At 65.2% G+C, this 20,173-nt stretch carries 14 protein-coding genes; all 14 read left to right on the plus strand.

The features are described from left to right. Positions 1–44: 44 nt before the first annotated feature. The 14 genes from FHW92_RS04980 (at position 45) to FHW92_RS05045 (ending at position 20,132) form a co-directional block, all read left to right on the plus strand. Positions 45–1,565: a tryptophan halogenase family protein gene (locus tag FHW92_RS04980; RefSeq protein ID WP_168602177.1), complete on the plus strand. Its 1,521-nt coding sequence runs from the start codon at positions 45–47 to the stop codon at positions 1,563–1,565. Next, on the plus strand, positions 1,562–3,361 hold the full coding sequence (locus FHW92_RS04985; protein WP_168602178.1) for an alpha-amylase family glycosyl hydrolase: 1,800 nt from the start codon (positions 1,562–1,564) through the stop codon (positions 3,359–3,361). Before FHW92_RS04980 ends, FHW92_RS04985 begins: the two co-directional genes overlap by 4 nt. Positions 3,362–3,373: 12 nt before the next feature. Beyond that, positions 3,374–4,978 carry an alpha-amylase family glycosyl hydrolase gene (locus tag FHW92_RS04990; protein ID WP_168602179.1) on the plus strand — a complete coding sequence of 535 codons (1,605 nt, stop codon included), beginning with the start codon at positions 3,374–3,376 and terminating at the stop codon, positions 4,976–4,978. A gap of 29 nt (positions 4,979–5,007) precedes the next feature. Further along, entirely contained in the window at positions 5,008–7,056 is a 2,049-nt protein-coding gene (locus FHW92_RS04995; RefSeq protein ID WP_168602180.1) for a glycoside hydrolase family 97 protein, read from the plus strand. Positions 7,057–7,102: 46 nt separating this feature from the next. After that, positions 7,103–8,179, plus strand: coding sequence for a PLP-dependent cysteine synthase family protein (locus FHW92_RS05000; RefSeq protein ID WP_168602181.1), 1,077 nt, complete (start codon positions 7,103–7,105; stop codon positions 8,177–8,179). 34 nt (positions 8,180–8,213) lie between these two features. Further along, positions 8,214–10,220, plus strand: a complete 2,007-nt coding sequence (locus tag FHW92_RS05005) for a M3 family metallopeptidase (protein WP_168602182.1) — start codon at positions 8,214–8,216, stop codon at positions 10,218–10,220. A 5-nt stretch (positions 10,221–10,225) separates the two neighbouring features. Beyond that, the gene (locus FHW92_RS05010) at positions 10,226–11,299 is read left to right on the plus strand and encodes an alpha-hydroxy acid oxidase (protein ID WP_168602183.1); all 1,074 of its coding nucleotides are present in this window, start codon (positions 10,226–10,228) and stop codon (positions 11,297–11,299) included. A gap of 1 nt (position 11,300) precedes the next feature. After that, on the plus strand, positions 11,301–11,984 hold the full coding sequence (locus FHW92_RS05015; protein WP_168602184.1) for a Fe2+-dependent dioxygenase: 684 nt from the start codon (positions 11,301–11,303) through the stop codon (positions 11,982–11,984). Between the two features lie 19 nt (positions 11,985–12,003). Then, positions 12,004–12,645 (plus strand): heme-binding beta-barrel domain-containing protein, encoded by a 642-nt coding sequence (locus FHW92_RS05020; RefSeq protein ID WP_168602185.1) that lies wholly within the window; start codon positions 12,004–12,006, stop codon positions 12,643–12,645. A 99-nt stretch (positions 12,646–12,744) separates the two neighbouring features. Beyond that, a complete protein-coding gene (locus FHW92_RS05025; RefSeq protein WP_168602186.1) occupies positions 12,745–13,914 on the plus strand; it encodes a urate hydroxylase PuuD in 1,170 nt (389 codons plus the stop codon). Between the two features lie 110 nt (positions 13,915–14,024). Continuing rightward, positions 14,025–15,965 carry a potassium transporter Kup gene (locus FHW92_RS05030; RefSeq protein WP_210428385.1) on the plus strand — a complete coding sequence of 647 codons (1,941 nt, stop codon included), beginning with the start codon at positions 14,025–14,027 and terminating at the stop codon, positions 15,963–15,965. Positions 15,966–15,983: 18 nt separating this feature from the next. After that, positions 15,984–17,381 carry a DUF4118 domain-containing protein gene (locus FHW92_RS05035; RefSeq protein ID WP_168602188.1) on the plus strand — a complete coding sequence of 466 codons (1,398 nt, stop codon included), beginning with the start codon at positions 15,984–15,986 and terminating at the stop codon, positions 17,379–17,381. Further along, positions 17,378–18,052, plus strand: a complete 675-nt coding sequence (locus FHW92_RS05040) for a response regulator transcription factor (RefSeq protein WP_168602189.1) — start codon at positions 17,378–17,380, stop codon at positions 18,050–18,052. The genes FHW92_RS05035 and FHW92_RS05040 overlap by 4 nt, the downstream gene beginning before the upstream one ends. A gap of 52 nt (positions 18,053–18,104) precedes the next feature. Next, the gene (locus FHW92_RS05045) at positions 18,105–20,132 is read left to right on the plus strand and encodes an acyltransferase family protein (RefSeq protein ID WP_168602190.1); all 2,028 of its coding nucleotides are present in this window, start codon (positions 18,105–18,107) and stop codon (positions 20,130–20,132) included. The last annotated feature ends 41 nt before the right edge of the window (positions 20,133–20,173 follow it).

Below are 20,173 nucleotides of genomic sequence, written 5' to 3' on the forward strand. Positions count from 1 at the left end.
GCTCCGCCCGTCTTTTACAATAATAAGCCAACGGGAATTGCGGGATGAGCCAAAGGCCACAACAGCGCATCGTCATTGTGGGCGGCGGCACGGCGGGCTGGATGACGGCTGCTGCGCTGGGTCATTTTCTGGATGACGGCTTTACTGTCGAACTGGTGGAAAGCGACGCGATCGGCACCATCGGCGTGGGTGAGGCGACCATCCCGCATATCAATGTGTTCAACAAGGCGTTGGGCATTGATGAAAAAACCTTTATGCGCGCCACGCAGGCAACCTATAAATTGGGCATCGCCTTTGATGGCTGGCTGCATCCGGGCCACAGCTATATCCATGCCTTTGGCGATGTCGGCCGCGATGTGGGCCTTTGCGCGTTTCAGCATTTCTGGTCGCGCGCGATGCGGCTGGGTTTTGCCAAAGAGACAGGGGTCTATACGCTCAACACCATCGCCGCGCGGGCCGGGCGGATGCATGACGGCGCGTCGCTGACGGCTCAGACCGTGCCCGCCATGCCCCATGCGTTTCATTTCGACGCGGGGCTCTATGCCGCCTTTCTGCGCGACCATGCCGAGGCGCGGGGCGTCAAGCGCACCGAGGGGACGATTGCCGAGGTGCGCCGCGATGGCCTGACCGGGGATGTCACGGTGCTGCGCCTTGCCGATGGGCGCGAGATTGCGGGCGATCTGTTCATTGACTGCTCCGGCCAGCGGGGCCTGTTGATCGGCGATGCGCTGGGCGGGGCCTATGAGGATTGGCGCCGCTGGCTGCCCTGTGATCGTGCGATGGCGGTGCAAAGCCCGCGTCTGGCCGATCTGGTGCCCTACACGCGCGCCATCGCCCATCCGGTGGGCTGGCAATGGCGTATCCCCTTGCAGCATCGCACCGGCAATGGCCGCGTTTATTGCAGCGATTTCATAACCGATGATGCGGTGCATGACGAACTGGTCGCGGGCCTTGAAGGCGGCGCGATCACCGCGCCCCGCCCGATCCGTTTCACCACCGGCCGTCGCCGCGAGGCGTGGAAGGCCAATGTCATCGCCATCGGCCTGTCCTCCGGTTTCCTTGAACCGCTGGAATCGACCTCGATCCATCTGATCCAGACGGGGATTGCGCGCCTGCTCAAATTCCTGCCCGGCGGGCCGGTGGCGCAGGTCACGCGCGATGCCTTCAACGCCCAGTTCGCCTTTGAAATGGAGCGGATCCGCGATTTTATCATCCTGCATTACTGGGCCAACCGGCGCGAAGAAGCTTTCTGGCAGGCCTGCCGCGCGGTGGACTTGCCCGACAGCTTGCGCGCCAAGATCGACCTCTTCGCCGCTTCGGGCCAGATTTTCCGCGAGGGCGAGGAATTGTTCAGCGAGGTGGGCTGGTTTCAGGTGATGGCCGCACAGGGCATCATTCCGGCCGCCAGCCATGCCATGGCCGAGGCCATTCCGGAGGCGGATTTGCGCGATTATCTCGAACTCATCTCGGCGCTCTATACCAGAGAGGTGGGGCAATATCCTTCCCATGCCGACTATATCGCCCGTCATTGCGCGGCCCCCACGGCGCAAAAGGTGATGGCATGAGGCGCGCTTTGACCATGGCTCTGGCCGCGCTGGCGGCGTCCGCCGCGCAAGGCACGCCCCTGTCCGACCTGCGCGCCCGCACGCCCGAACAGGACGTGATCTATTTCGTCCTGCCCGACCGTTTCGCCAATGGCGATCCGGCTAATGATACGGGCGGCATCGCGGGCGATCGTCTGTCCCATGGCTTCGACCCTGCGGACAAGGGCTTCTATCATGGCGGCGACCTCAAAGGGCTGACCGCGCGGCTCGATTATATTCAGGGGCTGGGCGCCAGCGCGATCTGGGTCGGGCCGATTTTCAGGAACAAGCCGGTGCAGGGGGCCAAGGGCCATGAAAGTGCGGGCTATCACGGTTACTGGATCACTGATTTCCTGCATGTCGATCCGCATTTCGGCAGCGACGCGGATTTCGCCGCGCTGGTAGAGGCGGCCCATGCGCGGGGGATGAAGGTCTATATGGACATCATCGTCAACCACACCGCCGATGTCATCCAATATCGCGAGGCGGGCAATGCCGCCGCGCCCTATCGTTCGAAGGCCGATTATCCCTTTTCGCGCCGGGGTGGGATCGCGGGCGCGCCGATCAATGGTGGATTTGCGGGCGATGATGATGCGCGCTCCGCCAATTGGGCGCATATGACCGATCCCGCCTTTGCCTATACGCCTTATGTGCCGCGCGGCGAGGAGAAGGCCAAGAACCCGGCCTGGCTCAACAATCCCATCTGGTATCACAATCGCGGCGACACCGACTGGAAGGGCGAGAGCGCGCAATATGGCGATTTCGTCGGGCTGGACGATCTGGCCACGGAAAATCCGCGCGTGGTCAAAGAGTTCATCGAGATTTACGCCAGCTGGATCGACCGTTTCGGCATCGACGGCTATCGCATCGACACGGCCAAGCATGTGAACCCGCAATTCTGGCGCGCCTTTGTGCCCGCCATGCAGGCGCGGGCGCGGGCGCGCGGCATCCCCAATTTCCACATCTTTGGCGAGGTGGCGACCGGCGATTATGACCCGGCGCTGCTGGCCGGATGGGTGCATCGCGCGGGGCTGCCTGCGGTGCTGGATTTTGCCTTCATGCGCGCGGCCACCGATGCGGCAAGCGGCAGGACCGGCACGCGGGAACTGGCCCGCATGGTCGATGACGATGCGCTCTATGGGCCAAGGGGCGCGCTGCGCCTGCCCACTTTCCTTGGCAATCACGACAATGGCCGCTTCGCCATGGCCCTGCGCGAGGCCAGGCCGGGGATTGGCGCGCAGGAATGGCTGGCGCGCGACCTGCTGGGCCATGCGATGCTGCTGACGCTGCGCGGTGTGCCGACCATCTATTATGGCGATGAACAGGGATTTGCCGGACGCGGGGGCGATCAATCCTCGCGTCAGGATATGTTCGCCAGCAAGGTGGCCGAATATAATCAGGATGTGCTGGTGGGCACCGCCTCCACCACCGCCGCCGCCAATTTCACGCCCGGCCATCCGCTGTATCAGGCCATCGCCCGCCTTGCGCAGATCCGCCGGTCTACCCCCGCGCTCTGGGGCGGGCGGACGATCCTGCGCGCCTCGGGCGAGGGGCCGGGCCTGTTTGCCGTCTCGCGCCTTGATCCCAAAACCGGGGCCGAGGTGCTGCTGGCCTTCAACACCTCAGGCCAGCCCATCACCGCGCAGGTTTCCGTCGAGGCCGCCACCGGGCGCTTTAACGCCCTGTCCGGCCCATGCCCCGCCGCGCCCGCCGCACCGGGCAGCGCGACCATCAGCCTGCCCGCTTTCGGCTATGCCATCTGCGCCGCCACCAAGTAAGGACCCCCGATAATGACCCTTTCGCAAGGCCCATGGTGGCGCGGCGCCACCATCTATCAGATCTATCCGCGCAGCTTTGCCGACAGCAATGGCGACGGCATCGGCGATCTTCCGGGCATCACCGCGCATCTCGATCATATCGCCTCGCTGGGCGTGGATGCCATCTGGATCAGCCCGTTCTTCACCAGCCCGATGGCCGATTTCGGCTATGATGTGGCCGATTACCGCGATGTCGATCCGATCTTTGGCACGCTGAGCGATTTCGACGCCTTGGTGGCGCGCGCGCATGGATCGGGCCTGAAGGTGATGATCGACATGGTCTTCGCCCATACCAGCGACGCCCATCCATGGTTCGCGCAAAGCCGGGCGGACAAGACCAACGCTCACGCCGACTGGTATGTCTGGCGCGATGCGAACCCCGACGGCACGCCGCCCAACAACTGGCAATCGGTGTTCGGCGGCCCGGCCTGGACATGGGATGCGCGCCGCCAGCAATATTACATGCACCAGTTCCTGAAAGAGCAACCCCAGTTGAACGGCCATAATCCTGCGGTGCAGGAGGCCTGCCTTGATGTGCTGCGTTTCTGGCTGGATCGCGGGGTGGATGGGTTCCGGCTCGATGCGCTTAACCATGCGATGTTCGATCCCGGATTTGCCGATAATCCGGTGGCGGCCGACAATGGCAAGCCGCGCACCCGACCTTATGATTTTCAGGCCAAGGTCAACAGCATGAACCACCCCGATGTGGTCGGCTTTGTCGAACGCATCGCGGCGGTCTGTCAGGCGGCGGGCGCGACCTTTACCGTGGCCGAAATCGGTGGGGATGACGCCGATCCGCTGATGAAGGCCTATACGGCGGGCGAGGGGCGGCTTTCGAGCGCCTACAGCTTCGATTTCCTCTATGCCGACCGCCTGACCGCCGATCTGGTGGCGCGCACGCAGGCGCTTTGGGACGGCGCGCCGGATGCCGATGGCCGCGCGCAGGGCTGGCCGAGCTGGGCCTTTGAAAACCACGATGCGCCGCGCCATGTCTCGCGCTGGGTCGGGGCGGAGCATCGTGATGCCTATGCGCGGATGACCATGGCGCTGCTGATGGCGCTGCGCGGCAATGCGTTTCTGTATCAGGGGCAGGAGCTGGGCCTGACGCAGGATGATATCCCGTTCCACCTGCTTCAGGACCCCGAAGCCATCGCCAACTGGCCGCTGACGCTGAGCCGCGACGGCGTGCGCACGCCGATGCCTTGGCAGGTGCAGGACGAGCAGGGCGGGTTCACCAAGGGCGCGCCGTGGTTGCCGCTTTCAAGCGAGAACATCGCCCGCGCGGTGGACCGGCAAGAGGCCGACCCGCAAAGCCAATTGGCCATCACCCGCCAGATCATCGCCCTGCGCCGCGCGCATCGGGCGCTGGCGGTGGGCGCGATGGAGGATCTGCGCGTGGATGGCGATCTGCTCACCTTCACCCGGCGCGAGGGGGGCGAGGCGGTGGCCTGCGCCTTTAACCTTGGCGGCGAAACCATCGCGCATGCCGCGCCGGAGGGGCAGATCCTGCTGGCATTGAACGGCGCGGAGGGCGGGCAATTACCGCCTTATGCCGCGCATTTTATCCTGTCTGCTTAACCCCCTTCTTCCCCCGGAGAGAGACCAACATGGCCCGCTCGATTGTCCCCCTTGCCGCCCTTTTGCTGACGGCAACCTCAGCTTATGCCCAGACCGCGCCCGCCAGCTATTCGGCCACATCGCCCGATGGCACCATCGCCATTGCCATCACCACCGACAGCGATCACCGCGCCCGCTACAGCATCACCCGCAAGGGCAAGGCGCTGATCGCGCCCTCGCTGATGGGCTTCATCCTGACCGACGGCGTCAACATGGTGCGCGGATGGACCATCACCGGCGCCGATACGGCCAAGGGCGATGACACATGGGAGCAGCCCTGGGGCGAGCGCCGCTATGTGCGCGACCATTATAACGAGATCACCGTCCACCTGCGCCAGTCCAAGGAGCAGGGTGAGCGGTTGATGGATGTCCATTTCCGCATTTTCGACAATGGCGTGGGCTTTCGCTATGAAATCCCCAGGCAGGCCGCGATGACCACGATGCGCATCGCCGATGAGGTCACCGAATTCGACATCGCGCCGCGCGGCACCGCATGGTGGATCCCCGGCGGCGAATGGAACCGCTATGAACAGGTCTATCAAAAGACCCCGATCGATGGCGTTTCCACCGCGCATACGCCGATCACCATGCGCCTTGATGATGGCACGCATCTCTCCTTTCACGAGGCCGCGTTGGTCGATTATTCGGCCATGTGGTTCAAGCGGGCCGATGGGCAGAAGTTCCGCACCACCCTTGCGCCTTCGGGACAGGGCGCGCGGGTTGTGCGCGATCTGCCCTTCAACACGCCTTGGCGCGCGATCCGCATGGCCGATGATGCCGCAGGGCTGGTGGAAAACGACCTTGAACTGAACCTCAACGAACCGAACAAGATCGGCGATGTAAGCTGGTTCAAGCCGCAAAAGTACATCGGCATCTGGTGGGGCATGATCCGGGGCGACTGGACATGGGCCGAAGGGCCAAAGCATGGCGCCACCACCGAGCGGGCCAAGCAGTACATCGACTTTGCCGCCAAGAACGGCTTTTCCAGCGTGCTGATCGAGGGCTGGGACAAGGGCTGGAACGGCAACTGGCTGGGCACGGGGGGCGATTTCAGCTTTACCAAATCGGCCGATGGTTTCGATCTGGAGGCTGTCACCGCCTATGGCCACAAGAAGGGCGTCAACATCATCGGCCATCACGAAACGGGCGGCAATATCGCCAATTACGAGGCCCAGCTTGAGGATGCGATGAAGCTCTACAACCGCCTCGGCGTGCCGGCGGTCAAGACGGGCTATGTGGCCGATGCTGGCGGCATTCAGGCGCCCTGCGGGAATGAGCCAGCCAAAATCTGCATGGAATATCACGATGGCCAGCGTCAGGTGCAGCATCACCTGCGCGTGGTGCAGGTGGCGGCGAAGTATCACATTGCCGTCAATGCGCATGAGCCGGTGAAGGACACCGGCCTGCGGCGCACCTATCCCAACTGGATCGCGCGGGAAGGCGCGCGCGGCATGGAATATAACGCATGGGGCGCCTTCGCCAATGGGCCGAGCCATGAGCCGACTCTGGTTTACACCCGTATGCTGTCCGGCCCGATGGATTTCACCCCCGGTATCCTCAGCCTTGAGGGCGCCAACCATGCGCCCTTGGCCTCGACGCTGGCCAAGCAATTGGGGCTGTATCTGGCGCTCTATTCCCCGATCCAGATGGCGGCCGATTTTATCGAGAGCCTTGAAGCGCATCCCAAGGAACTGGCCTTCATCCGCCAGGTGCCCGCCGATTGGGCGCAGAGCCATCTGATCGCGGGCGCGGTGGGCGAATATGCGATCTTTGCCCGTCAGGATCGTAACAGCCCCGACTGGTATGTCGGCGGGGTGAACGATGCCACGGCGCGCGATGTGGATCTGAAGCTTGATTTCCTCGATCCCGGCAAGACCTATACCGCCACCATCTATAAGGACGGCGAGGGCGCGACCTATCTGACTGAGGCGCGGCACAGGATCGCCTATGAAACGCGCAAAGTGGCCAAGGGCGACACCATCAAACTGTGGCTGGCGGCGGGCGGGGGCGGGGCAATTCGTCTCACCCCGGTGAAATAAGGCCCGGCCCGGTTGACGCGGGCGCGTCACGGGATAGGGAAGGGTGATGAGCCAAAAACCCTGTCCCAACTGGGTCAGCTGGGCCATCGGGCGCATCGACGCGGATTATACCCGCAGCGCCGATACCCATCTGATCCCGGTGCCGCTGCCCGCCCTGCCGCATATCGCGATTTATCTGAAGGATGAGTCGAGCCACCCCACCGGCAGCCTGAAGCATCGCCTCGCGCGCTCGCTGTTTCTTTATGCCCTGTGCAACGGCTGGATCGCGCAGGGGATGACGATTGTCGAGGCCTCCTCCGGCTCGACCGCCGTGTCCGAGGCCTATTTCGCGCGGATGCTGGGCCTGCCCTTCATCGCGGTGGTGCCGCGCAGCACGGCGCCCGAAAAGATCGCGGCCATCGAGGCGCTGGGCGGCCAATGCCACAAGGTTGACGGCGCGGGCGCGGTTTACGGCGAGGCCTCGCGCCTGGCCGAGGAACTGGGCGGCCATTACATGGACCAGTTCACCTATGCCGAGCGCGCCACCGACTGGCGCGGCAACAACAACATTGCCGACAGCATTTTCAGCCAGATGGCCCGCGAACCCCACCCGATCCCGGCATGGATCGTGACCGGCGCGGGCACGGGGGGCACCTCGGCCACCATCGGCCGCTATGTCCATTACAATCGCCATGCCACGCAGGTCTGCGTGGCCGATCCGGCGGCCTCGGTGTTTCACCGCAACTGGCATGACGCAGCCGTCATCACCGCCGATGGCCCCACCAGCCGGATCGAAGGCATCGGCCGCCCCCGCGTCGAGCCCAGCTTTATCCGCAGCGTGATCGACCGGATGGAAGTGGTCGAGGACCGCGCCTCCATCGCCGCCGCGCGTGCGCTCTCGCGCTATCTGGGGCGGCGCGTGGGCGGGTCGACCGGCACCAATCTGGTGGCGATTGCGCGCATTGCCACGCAAATGGCCGATGCGGGCGAGAAGGGCTCGATTGTCTCGATCCTGTGCGACAGCGGCGAGCGCTATGGCTCGACCTATTACAATGAAGAATGGCTGACCGCGCAGGGGCTTTTGGACGAAGCGGAGGAAGAGCGCATGGCCGCCTTCCTTGCCAGCGGGCGTTACGCTTCCTAAGTTATCTGCCAACAATTCTCATTTGCAGGATCCTATGTCGAACAATCCGCTGCTGGCCGCCACTGATCTGCCCGATTTTGCCGCGATCCGGCCCGAACATGTCGTGCCTGCGGTTGAGGCCGCGATTGCCGCCCATGCCGAGGCGATGAAGGCTTTGGCCGCGCGGCCGGGTGATCCGGCGCTGTTGGCCGACAAGGATGCGGTCGATGTGGCCATCTCGCGCGTGTGGGGCGTGGTCAGCCATCTGGTGATGGTGGCCACCACGGTGGAACTGCGCGAGGCCCATGGACAGGCCCAGCCCCTGATCGACGCGCATTTCAGCGCCGTGGGTCAAGACAAGGCGCTGTATCAGGCGTTGAAGGCGATTGATCCGCAGGCACTGCCCGAAGATGAGCGCCGCGCTTTGAAGCTGACCTTGCAGGATTTCGAACTGTCGGGCGTGGCGTTGGAAGGGCAGGCGGCGCAGGATTTCGTCGCCAACCGGATCGAGATGGGCCGCCTGTCGACCGAATTTTCCAATGCTGTGCTGGACGCGACCGAAGCGTGGACGCTGGAAATCACCGACGAGGCCCGCCTTGCCGGTATTCCCGAGGCCGACCGGGCGGGAATGCGCGCGGCGGCGGAGCGTGCGGGCAAAGAAGGCTGGCTGATCACGCTCCACGCGCCCAGCGTGATGGCGGTGCTGTCTCATGCCGAGGACCGGGCGCTGCGCGAGGAAGCCTATCGCGCATGGAACACCCGCGCCTCGGATCAGGGGCCGAATGCGGGCCAGTTCGACAATGGCCCGCGCGTCGCTGAAATCCTGTCGCGCCGGGGCAAGGCTGCGCTGGCGCTGGGGTTCGAGGATCCGGTGGCGGTGTCGCTGGCCGCGAAAATGGCGCGCGACGGGGCCGAAGTGGATGCGTTCCTCTCCAGCCTTGGCGGCGCGGCGCGGCCTCAGGCAGTGCGCGATCTGGCCTCTTTGGCCGAATTTGCGCGGGATGAATTGGGTATCGCCGATCTGCGCCCTTGGGATGTCGGCTTTGCCAGCGAGCGGATGCGGCGCAAGCTGCATGATCTCGATACGTCTGAAATCCGCCGCTATCTGCCGCTGCCCCGCGTGATGGAGGCTTTGTTCGGGTTGGTGCGCGAACTCTTCGGCGTTGAATTCCGCGCCGCGCAGGGCGTGCCAGTCTGGCATGACGATGTGCGCTATTTCACCCTGCACCGCGATGGGCATGAGGTCGCCTCGCTCTATGCCGATTTCTTTGCGCGCGAGGGCAAGCGCGGCGGGGCATGGATGGATTCGGCCCGCCCGCGCCAGCATGGCGTCACGCCGGTCGCCTATCTCGTCACGAATTTCGCGCCGCCGGTGGGCGATGCACCCGCCACTATCACGCATAATGACATGGTGACGCTGTTCCACGAAATGGGCCACTGCCTGCATCACCTGCTGGGCGAGGTCGATCTGCCCAGCGTGGGCGGGATTGCCGGTGTGGAATGGGATGCGGTCGAATTGCCCAGCCAGTTCCTTGAGAATTTCGCATGGGAACCGGCCACGCTGAAGGCCGCCAGCGCGCATGAGGAAAGCGGCGAGGCCTTGCCCGATGCGATGATTGCGCGGATGCTTGGCGCCCGCAAGTTTCTGGGGGCGATGGGCTTGGTGCGACAGGCGGAATTTGCGCTGTTCGACCTGCGGCTGCACCGCGCGGCGGGCGGCGACAATGCGCCCGATTACCGCGACATTCTGGCGCAGGTGCGTAGCGAAGTGGCCGTCGTCGACTATCCCGAATGGCACCGTTTCCCCACCAGCTTCAGTCATATTTTTGCCGGTGGCTATGCGGCGGGCTATTATTCCTATCTCTGGGCCGAGCGCCTTTCGGCTGATGCCTATGCTGCGTTTGAGGAAGGCGATGCCTCGCGCGCCGAATTGGGCGAACGTTTCCGCGCCGAAGTTCTCTCGCGCGGGGGCACGCGCCCGGCGATTGAAAACTTCACCGCCTTCCGCGGGCGTGAGCCGGAGAATGAGCCGCTGCTGGAAAGCTGGGGAATCGCGGCCTAAACCGGGTGTCTTTGCCGCCGCATCTTTACACGCTGGCCGATTATACGCTTGCGGCGCAGGCACGCGTGGATCCGGCGGTCTGGGCATGGCTCGAAGGGGCCAGCGGAGACGGCGCGGCGCGGCGGCGTGAGGAGGCCAGCTTTGGCGCCCATGCGATCCTGAACCGGCCGCTGGCCGATCTGCGCGGGGGGCACACGCGGCGGGCCTTGCTGGGGCTGGATCTGGCGCATCCGGTGCTGCTCTCGCCGCTGGGCTATCATGGGCTGATCCATCCCGAAGGCGAGTTGGCGACCGCGCAGGGCTGCCTTGAAACGGTGATGACCGTTTCGACCATGGCCAGCCGGCCCATCGAGGCCATCGCGCAGGTGGCCGCCGGGCCGCTGTGGTTCCAGCTCTATGTCCAGCCCCGGCGCGAGGATACGCTGCGCCTGATTCGCAGGGCCGAGGCGGCGGGGGCAAGAGCGATCATCGTGACGCTCGACACACCTGCTCAGCCAGCCAGCTCGCAGGCCCTGCGCGCCGGTTTCGTCATGCCGCCGGGCATTGCGGCGGTTCATCTCTCCGGTTTCGCGCCCGCGCCGGAGGCATCGGGGCAATGGTATAATCCCGCCCTGTCCCGCCTGACCGCCGCTGCGCCGGGGTGGGAGGATATGGCATGGCTGCGCGGGCAAACCGATCTGCCGCTGCTGGCCAAGGGCCTGTCGCGGGCCGATGATGCGGTGCGGTTGATGGCGCTGGGCTGGGATGGGCTGGTGCTTTCCACTCACGGCGGGCGGGCGATGGAGGCAGCACCGGCGCCTCTGACGCTGCTGCCCGCGATGCGCGCGGCGCTGGGGCGGGATCGCGCGATCCTGCTTGATGGTTCGGTGCGGACCGGGGCGGATGCGTTTCGGGCGCTGGCGCTGGGGGCCGATGCGGTGATGGTGGGGCGGCCGCAATTGCATGGGCTGGCCGTCGGGGGTGCTCTGGGCGTGGCCCATATGCTGAAAATTCTGCGCGAGGAGCTGGAACTGGCGATGGTGCTGGCGGGATGCGCCACACTGGACGCCATCGGACCGGATGCGCTGACGGGGGTGTAATATGCTGATCGTGATCGAGAAACTCTTTGCCCCCGGCGAGATTGCCGCGCTGTGCGAACGTCTGCTGGCCGCGCCATGGGCCGATGGTGCGGCCACGGCGGGCGAGCGGGCGGTGCAGGTGAAGCAGAACCTGCAGGTGCCGATGGACGATCCGGTGGCCAAGGAGGTCGGGCAGGTGATCCTGACCCGGCTGGGGCAAAATCCGCAATTCCTCGCCGCCGCTTTGCCGGTGACGATCCATCCGCCGCGTTTCAACCTCTATCGCGATGGCGGCCATTACGGCGCGCATGTCGATGGCGCGCTGATGCGTATGCCGGGGGAGGATCGCCTGCTGCGCACCGATCTGTCGGCCACCTTGTTCCTGAACGATCCGGAGGATTACGAGGGCGGCGAATTGACCATCGAGGGCCAGTTCGGCGGGCAAAGCGTCAAACTGCCTGCGGGCGATATGGTGCTTTATCCCAGTTCCAGCCTGCACAAGGTCACGCCCGTGACGCGCGGGATGCGGATCGCCAGCTTTTTCTGGATGCAGAGCGCGGTGCCGGACGAAGGCGCGCGGACCATGCTCTATGACCTTGACCGCTCGATTCAGGGATTAGCGCCGGGGCGGGGCAAGGACGACGCGGATATTGACCGTTTGATGCAGGTCTATCACAACCTGTTGCGCCGCTGGGCGCAAATTTAGTTAAAGGGTCTGAAAACACATGTCGAAATTTCCCGCCCATCTGTTTGCCGAACCCGAACCCGATGTCGATACGCTGGCCAATCTGGGCCCGCTGGCGCCGATGGCGGGCGTGTGGGAAGGCATCAAGGGCCGCGATGTGAAGCCCACCGAGGATGGCGCCGAGGAACAGGTCTATATCGAGCGGATGACCATCCAGCCCATCGACCCCCAGATGAACGGGCCGCAATTGCTCTATGGCCTGCGCTATCACACGGCGATCACCAAGCCGGGCGAGGTCGAGATGTATCACGATCAGGTCGGCTACTGGCTGTGGGAACCGGCGACCGGGCGCATCCTCCACACGCTGACCATCCCGCGCGGACAGGCGGCGCTGGCCAAGGGCGAGGCTGCGGCGGATGCCACCAGCTTTACCCTGACGGCGCAGCGGGGCAGCGCCGAGAACGGCATCATCTCGGCGGTGTTTCTGGAAGAGAATTTCCGCACCGACAGCTTCGCCATCACCGTCACCATCGATGGTCCGGACCAGTGGAGTTATGAGCAGACAACGATGCTGCAAATCCGCGGGGTGGAGGAGCCTTTTGCGCATACCGACCGCAATACGCTGCACCGGGTTGGCCCGGCGGTGCCCAATCCTCTGGCGCGTGAGGATGTGGAGGCCTGAGGCGTTCTGATTTTTGCGACAGGATAAGCGAAATTTTGCGCTTTATCGAACGCACGGCCAATCGCATGGAGGCATCAGGCTAAGACTAGGGGACGCGCCGTGGATATCACCGAATGGCTCAATCTGGGGCTGCGCTGGCTGCATCTGATCACCGGCATCGCGTGGATCGGCTCGTCCTTCTATTTCGTCTGGCTGGACAACCATCTGAAACCGCCCAAGGAAGGTGAGGCCTCGGGCGAGGTCTGGTCGGTCCATGGCGGGGGATTTTACCACAAGCAGAAATATCAGGTCGCCCCGTCCAAGATGCCGGACGAATTGCACTGGTTCAAATGGGAGGCCTATTTCACCTGGGTCAGCGGGTTCTCGCTGCTGGTGCTGGTCTATTATGTCGGCGCGCGGGCTTTCCTGATCGATACGGCCAAGGCGGCGCTGGAGCCGTGGCAGGCGGCAGGCATCGGCATGGGCGCGATTGTTCTGGGCTGGGTGGTTTATGACGGGCTGTGCCGGTCGGCGCTGGGGCGCAACAATCGCCTGCTGGGCCTGATCTGGTATGGGTTTCTGGTGGCCATGGCTTACGGCCTCAACAGCGTGTTCAGCGCGCGCGGGGCCTATCTGCATATTGGCGCGATTGTCGGCACGGTGATGGCGGCCAATGTGTTCATGATCATCATTCCGGGCCAGCGCAAGGTGGTGAACGCTCTGATCGCGGGAGCCGAGCCGGACCCGACGCTGGGCGCACGGGGCAAGCAAAGGTCCCTCCACAACAATTATATGACGCTGCCGGTGCTGTTCATCATGATCAGCCACCATTATCCGATGACCTTCGGTGCGGATCGGCCCTGGCTGGTGCTGGCGATGATTTCGGCCATGGGTGTGGCCATCCGCCATGTGTTCAACCTGCGCCACAAGGGGGCCGATCCGCGCCCGACCATGGCCGTTGCGGCGGTGATCGGCATCGCCACGATCACTTATGTCAGCCTTGAAAAGAAGGGCGCCAAGCCGACGGGCGAGGCGACCTATGCCGATATTCAGCCGATTCTGGCCAAACATTGCGTGACATGCCATGCGCCCCATCCCACCAATCCGGCCTTTGCCGCGCCGCCTCTGGGCGTGTTGCTGGACAATGCCGAACATGCCTCGGCCGCCGCGCCGCGCATCAAAAAGGTGGCGGTGGACGCGCAGGTCATGCCTTTGGGCAACATGACCCATATGACATTGGAAGAACGCGCAAAACTGGGCGTATGGATCGCCGGAGGTGCGCGGCCATAGGGGGCAATTTTACGCGGACTTTACGCTCGCCCCCCGCCTTGCCCATGGCGATTTAATGCGGATCCGTCCGATGCGTCAGGCTTACCTTTCCTCAGGCGAACCGACGCATCATGTTGATGAACGCATCCCCCACCAGCGAGAATTCCGCCCATAATCCCGGCCATCATGGCCCTTCCTCACTTTTCGCGCTCACGCTGGGCGCGATTGGCGTGGTCTATGGCGATATCGGCACCAGCCCGCTCTATGCCTTCCGCGAGGCGCTGGCCCAGACCGCGCAGGGCGGCATCGACCGGGGCGAGATCCTTGGCGTGCTGGCGCTGGCGCTCTGGGCGCTGATCATCGTGGTGACGATGAAATATGTCATTTTCCTCAGCCGGATGGACAATCACGGCGAGGGCGGTGTGCTGTCACTCATGGCGCTGGCGCGGCGGGCTACGGGGGGCAAGTGGCTGATTGTGCTGCTGCTGGGCGCGACCGGCGCGGCGCTGTTTTATGGCGATGCCATCATCACGCCTGCCCTTTCTGTGCTCTCGGCCATCGAGGGGATGAAGACCGTCCCCGGCCTTGAGACGATGAGCGAGCCGGTTATCCTTGGCCTTTCGCTCACCATCCTGATCGGCCTGTTCGCCCTTCAGGTGCGCGGCACGGCCAGCGTGGCGGGCCTGTTCGGGCCGGTTTGCGCGTTCTGGTTCGTGGCAATCGGCGCGCTGGGCCTGTGGCATATTGTCGAGGCGCCCGATGTGCTTTCCGCCTTCAACCCGATGTGGGCGGTCAATTTCATGCTGGGCCATGGCGTGGCGGGCCTGTTCGTGCTGGGCGCGGTGTTCCTGACCGTAACCGGGGCCGAGGCGCTGATTGCCGACATGGGCCATTTTGGGCGGCAACCGATCCAACTGGGCTGGCTCACCTTTGTCTGGCCCGCGCTGACGCTGAACTATCTGGGGCAGGGGGCGCTGGCGCTCAAGGCTTTGGCGCAGGCGCAGGCCAGTGGGCAATTGCTGCAAAATGCCGACTGGTTCTTCCTGATGGCGCCGGATTCGCTGCGCGCGCCGCTGGTGGTGCTGGCCACGATGGCAACGATCATCGCCAGCCAGGCGGTCATCACCGGGGCCTATTCGTTGACGCAGCAGGCCATCGCGCTGGGCCTGATGCCGCGCCTTGTCATTCGTCAGACCTCGGCGGCGCAGATCGGCCAGATCTATATGCCGGGCGTCAACTGGATGCTGCTGCTGGGCGTTATCTGCCTCGTCTTCGCATTCCGCAGCAGCAGCGCGATGGCGGCGGCCTATGGCATTGCCGTGACCGGCACGATGGTCGTCACCACCTGCCTTGCCTTTATCATCGCGTGGAAATTCTGGGGCTGGAACCCGCTGGGCAGCGCCCTGCTGATCGCGCCCTTCCTTGCGCTCGACATCTTCTTCTTCGGCGCCAATGTGCTGCGCGTGGCCGAGGGCGGCTGGGTGCCGCTGATGGTGGCCGGGATCATCGGACTGATCATCGCCACATGGCTGCGCGGGCGCAAGATGGCACTGCTGCGCGCCAGCGAACAGGGCGTGGCGCTGGACGAACTGGTCAAGGCGCTGGCGGCCCGCCCGCCGCTGGTGGTCGAGGGTACGGCGGTGTTCCTGACGCAGGACGCCAGCGTGGCCCCTTCGGCGCTGCTGCATAATCTGAAACATAACAAGGCGCTGCACCGCACCAACATTATGCTGACGGTGGAAACCCAGACCACGCCCTATGTCGATCCGGAAAACCGCCTGTGTCTGGAGCGGCTCGACGAACGCTTTCTGCGCGCCAAATTGCGCTACGGCTATATGGACAAGATCGACGTGCCCAGCGATCTGGCGCGCGAACCGGGCCTGCTGGCGGGCACAGGGGGCACATCCTTCTTCGTGGGCCGCAGCGCGATCCGCTTTGGTTCGCGCCCCTGTATGCCGCGCGTGATGGTACTGCTCTATCAGTTCCTGCACCGCAACGCGTCCGACCCCACCGCCTTTTTTGCCATTCCCCCCAATCGCGTGGTCGAATTGGGCACACAGATCGAGCTTTGATCGCTATAGATACCGCCCATGTGGCGCATGCTGACTTCCTATGGCGTTCCCCTGTTGGGCATCGCGCTGGTGACATGGATCTCCAGCGCGATGCTGGCGCAATGGGGGCTGGCGTCTGCGGCGCTGCTGTTCCTGCTGCCGGTGCTGCTGGGCGCGGCGCGCGGAGGGCTGGGGCCAGGGCTGCTGGCGGCGCTGGCCGGGGCGGGGGCGTATAATTTCTTCCTGCTGCCGCCCTATTTCAGCTTTCACGTCCATGGGCCGGACCATGCGGTATCGGTCCTCGTGCTGGTGCTGGTCGCGCTGGTCACCAGCCGCCTTGCCACCCGCCTGCGCGAGCGTGAGGAGGAGGCCAATGCCCGCGCCGCGGTCAGCGAGGAACTGGCCCATATCTCCCGCCTGCTGGCCAAGGGATCGCCGGTCGAGGCGCTGGAGCGCGCGCGCGCCTATGTGGCCGGGATCTATGGCGCGCTGCGGATCGACGGGGCGCAGGACGGCTTTTCCTCGCTGGATCAGGCGGCGGCGGCATGGGCGATGCACAATGGCGATGCCACCGGCCATGGCACCGGCGTGATGGCGGCGGCGGAATGGACCTTTCTCCCGCTCTCGCCCAAGGGCCGGGGTGCCCACGCGCTGATGGCTCTGGCGCGGCCCGCCGATGGCCATACGCGCCCGATGGTCCAGATCGAGCATATGGCGCAGGTCGCGCTCCTGCTGGGGCAGGGCTGCGACCGCATCGCGCTGGACGAGGAGCGCCGCGCGCGCGAAACGCTGGCCGAGAGCGACCGGCTGCGGCGCACCTTCCTTGCCAGCCTCGCCCATGATTTCCGCACGCCGCTGACCGTCATCACCGGCCAGCTTGAGGCGCTGGCCCAGCGCAGCCCCGAGGCGGGCGAGGCGCTGAGTGCCGCGCGCAGGCTGGAGCGCACGATGAGCGACCTGATCGCGGCGGCGCGGATCGAGGAAGGCTCGCTGAGCCCACAGGCCGAGAGCCTTGATCTGATCGATGCGGCAGATGCCGCCTTTGGCGCGGTGGCGGTGCCGGCGGGCCTCTCGCTGGGCCATGCGATCCCGGCCGATCTGCCTTTTGTGCGGGCCGATGCGGTGCTGCTGCATCATGTGCTGATCAATCTGATCGACAATGCGCTGGGGCATGCGGCATCGCGGGTGATGCTGGGCGCGGCTTTGCAGGGCGGACGGGTCGCGCTCTGGGTCGAGGATGACGGGCCGGGCGTGCCACCTGCCGAACGCACGCGTATTTTCGAACGCTTCGCCCGGATCGAGGGCGGCGACCGGGCAAAGGGCAGCGGCCTTGGCCTTGCCATCGTGCGCGGATTTGCCGAAGCGATGGGGATGCAGGTGAGCATCGAGGACAGCCCGCTGGGCGGCGCACGTTTCATATTGAGGATGGGGGCATGAACCGGGTTCTGGTGGTGGATGATGAACCGGCAATCCTGCGCCTGCTGGGCGCGGTGCTGGCGCGCGGGGGCTATGAGGCGGCGGCGGCGGCCACGGCATCGGCGGCGCTGGCGGCGTTGCGCGGTGGCGGGCTGTCGGCGGCGATCCTCGATCTGGGCCTGCCGGACCGCGACGGGCTGGAACTGATCCCGATGTTGCGCGGGGCGGGGGTGCCGGTGATCGTCCTTTCTGCGCGTGAGGATGTGGGCGAGAAGGTGGCCGCGCTCGATCTGGGCGCATCCGACTATATCACCAAGCCTTTTGACGGCGAGGAATTGCTGGCCCGGCTGCGCGTGGCGCTGCGGCAATCGGGCGCAGCGGTGGCGCAGGAAGTGCTTGCCCATGGCCCCTTTCGCATCGACACCGCCCGTCATGAGGCCAGCATCGAGGGCCGCGCGCTGACCCTGCCGCCCAAGGAATTCGCCCTGCTTCAGGCGCTGGTCGAGGCGGGCGGGCGCATTCTCACTCATGCCGCCTTGCTGGAAAAGGTCTGGGGGCGGGCGCATGTGGGCGATGTCGAATATTTGCGCGTGGCGATCCGGGCCTTGCGTTTGAAGGTCGAGGAGGACCCGGCCCACCCCCGCCTGATCCGCAACGAACCGGGCATCGGCTATCGTTTGATGGAGGCCTGAACCCCTTACCGGGCTTGACCGCCCCGGCGCGATCAGTGCAAGGCCGCGCGGCATGGCATCCCACCCCAAACCCTTTCACCGCGCCGATATTGACGGCCTGCGCGCGATCAGCGTGGGCGTGGTCGTCGCCTTTCATGCATGGTGGCGGCAGGGTTTCGGCGGCTTTGTCGGGGTGGACATCTTCTTTGTCATCTCGGGCTATCTGATCTCGGGCGCGATTTTCGATGATGTGCGCGATGGGCGCTTCTCGCTGGCGGCGTTTTACGGGCGGCGGGTGCGGCGGATCTATCCCGCGCTGATTACCGTGCTGCTGGCCACTTTCGCCATCGGCTGGGTGCAGTTGTTCGATGACCGGTTTCAGCAATTGGGCGCGCATCTGGCGGGCGCGGCGGTCTTTGCCTCTAACCTCGTCCTTTATGCCGAGAGCGGTTATTTCGACGCCTCTTCCGATGCCAAACCTCTGCTCCATCTCTGGAGCCTTGGGGTGGAGGAGCAATTCTACATCCTCTGGCCGCTGGCCATCATGCTGGCGTGGCGATGGCGCGGGGCGCGGGGCGTGGTCTGGACGCTGGGGCTGGGCTTTGCAGCCAGCATGGCCCACGAACAATTCCTGATGCGGATCGACACATCGGCGGCGTTTTACATCCCCACTGCGCGTTTCTGGGAAATGCTGGCCGGGGCCACGCTGGCATGCGTCGAGCGCCACCGGGTCGGGACGATCCCTCTGCGCATGGCGCATGGGTTCAGCCTGATCGGCCTCGCACTGCTGCTGGGCAGTTTCCGCTATATCACCGAGGGTAAGGTGCCTTTCCCCGGCTGGGCGGCGCTGGCGCCGGTGGGTGGGGCGGTGCTGTTGCTGGCTGCGGGGCCGCGGGCGCTGGTCAATGCGCGGTTGCTCTCGCTTTTGCCGATGCGCTGGCTGGGGCAAATCTCCTATCCGCTTTATCTGTGGCATTGGCCGGTGCTGGTGCTGGCGCGGACATCGGGCTGGGTGGATGGCCGGGCGATGCTGGTCTGTGTGGTGGTGGCAACGGGGCTGGCCTGGGCCACAGCGCGCTGGATCGAGCCGCCTTTGCGCTATGGCGGAGACAGCGCGCGCAAGGTCAAGGGCCTGCTGGCGGCGATGGCTGTGCTGGGTTTGGGCGGGCTGGTGGTGGCATGGGCGCATGTCCCTTCAGCCAGCCACGCGCGGGTCGAGCCGCTGACGCGCCAGATCGGCTGGGCCATTCCGGTAGCCGACGAGGAGCAGGGACGGGCCTGCGTGGCATTGATGCCGGAGCGGGGCGCTTTGGTGCCGGGTTTGGCGGGCAATGACTTCTGCTATCTGGCGCGCGGCGGCGCGCCCGATGTGGCGCTGATTGGCGACTCGCTCAATCTCAGCCTGTTTCCGGGCCTGGCCTCTTATCCTGACCTCAACGTGCTGATCGCCTCGGCCAGCGAGGCGGCGCCCTTCTATGACACGACCACCACCGAGAGCTTCGACCGCACCCGCCTGAACAATTGGAAACTGACCAATCAGGCGCTGGACTATGCGGCGGCCAGCCCCTCGATCCGGGTGGTGGTGCTCTCCTATGCCAATGGCGATCAGTTGCTGCGGCGCAGTTCGGCCCATGACATGACCGACCGCGCCGACCCCACGCCCGCCCCGCCCGAGGTCCGCCTCGAACGCGCGCTGCGCCGGACGCTGGCGCGGCTCACCGCTGCGGGCAAGGGGGTGATTATCACGCTGCCCAACCGGCGGATGGGGTTTGACCCGCCCGATTGCCTGACCGACCTGCGGCCTCTGCATGGCCCTGCCTATCGCCACCCCTGCGGCGAACCGCGCGGCGGCGCGCTGGAGCAGGCGCAGGACGCCTATGCCGCGCAGGTACGCCGCGTGGCGAAGGATTTCCCCGGCGTGGTGCTGGTCGATCTGGCCGCGCCTCTGTGCGATGCGCGGCTGTGTTATGCGATGCGTGGCGCAAGCGGGGCGCGCGGAGGCCAGATGTATTACCGCGACCGCCTGCACCTGTCCGATGCGGGATCGCGGGCGGTGGCGCCGGTGCTGCATGACGCCATCCGGGCGATGATGCATCGGTAAACCGCTTGCCCGTCGCCAGTTTCGATATACATAGCGATATT

Origin of the sequence: Novosphingobium sp. SG707, from assembly GCF_012275515.1 — a bacterium.
Classification (GTDB): Bacteria; Pseudomonadota; Alphaproteobacteria; order Sphingomonadales; family Sphingomonadaceae; genus Novosphingobium.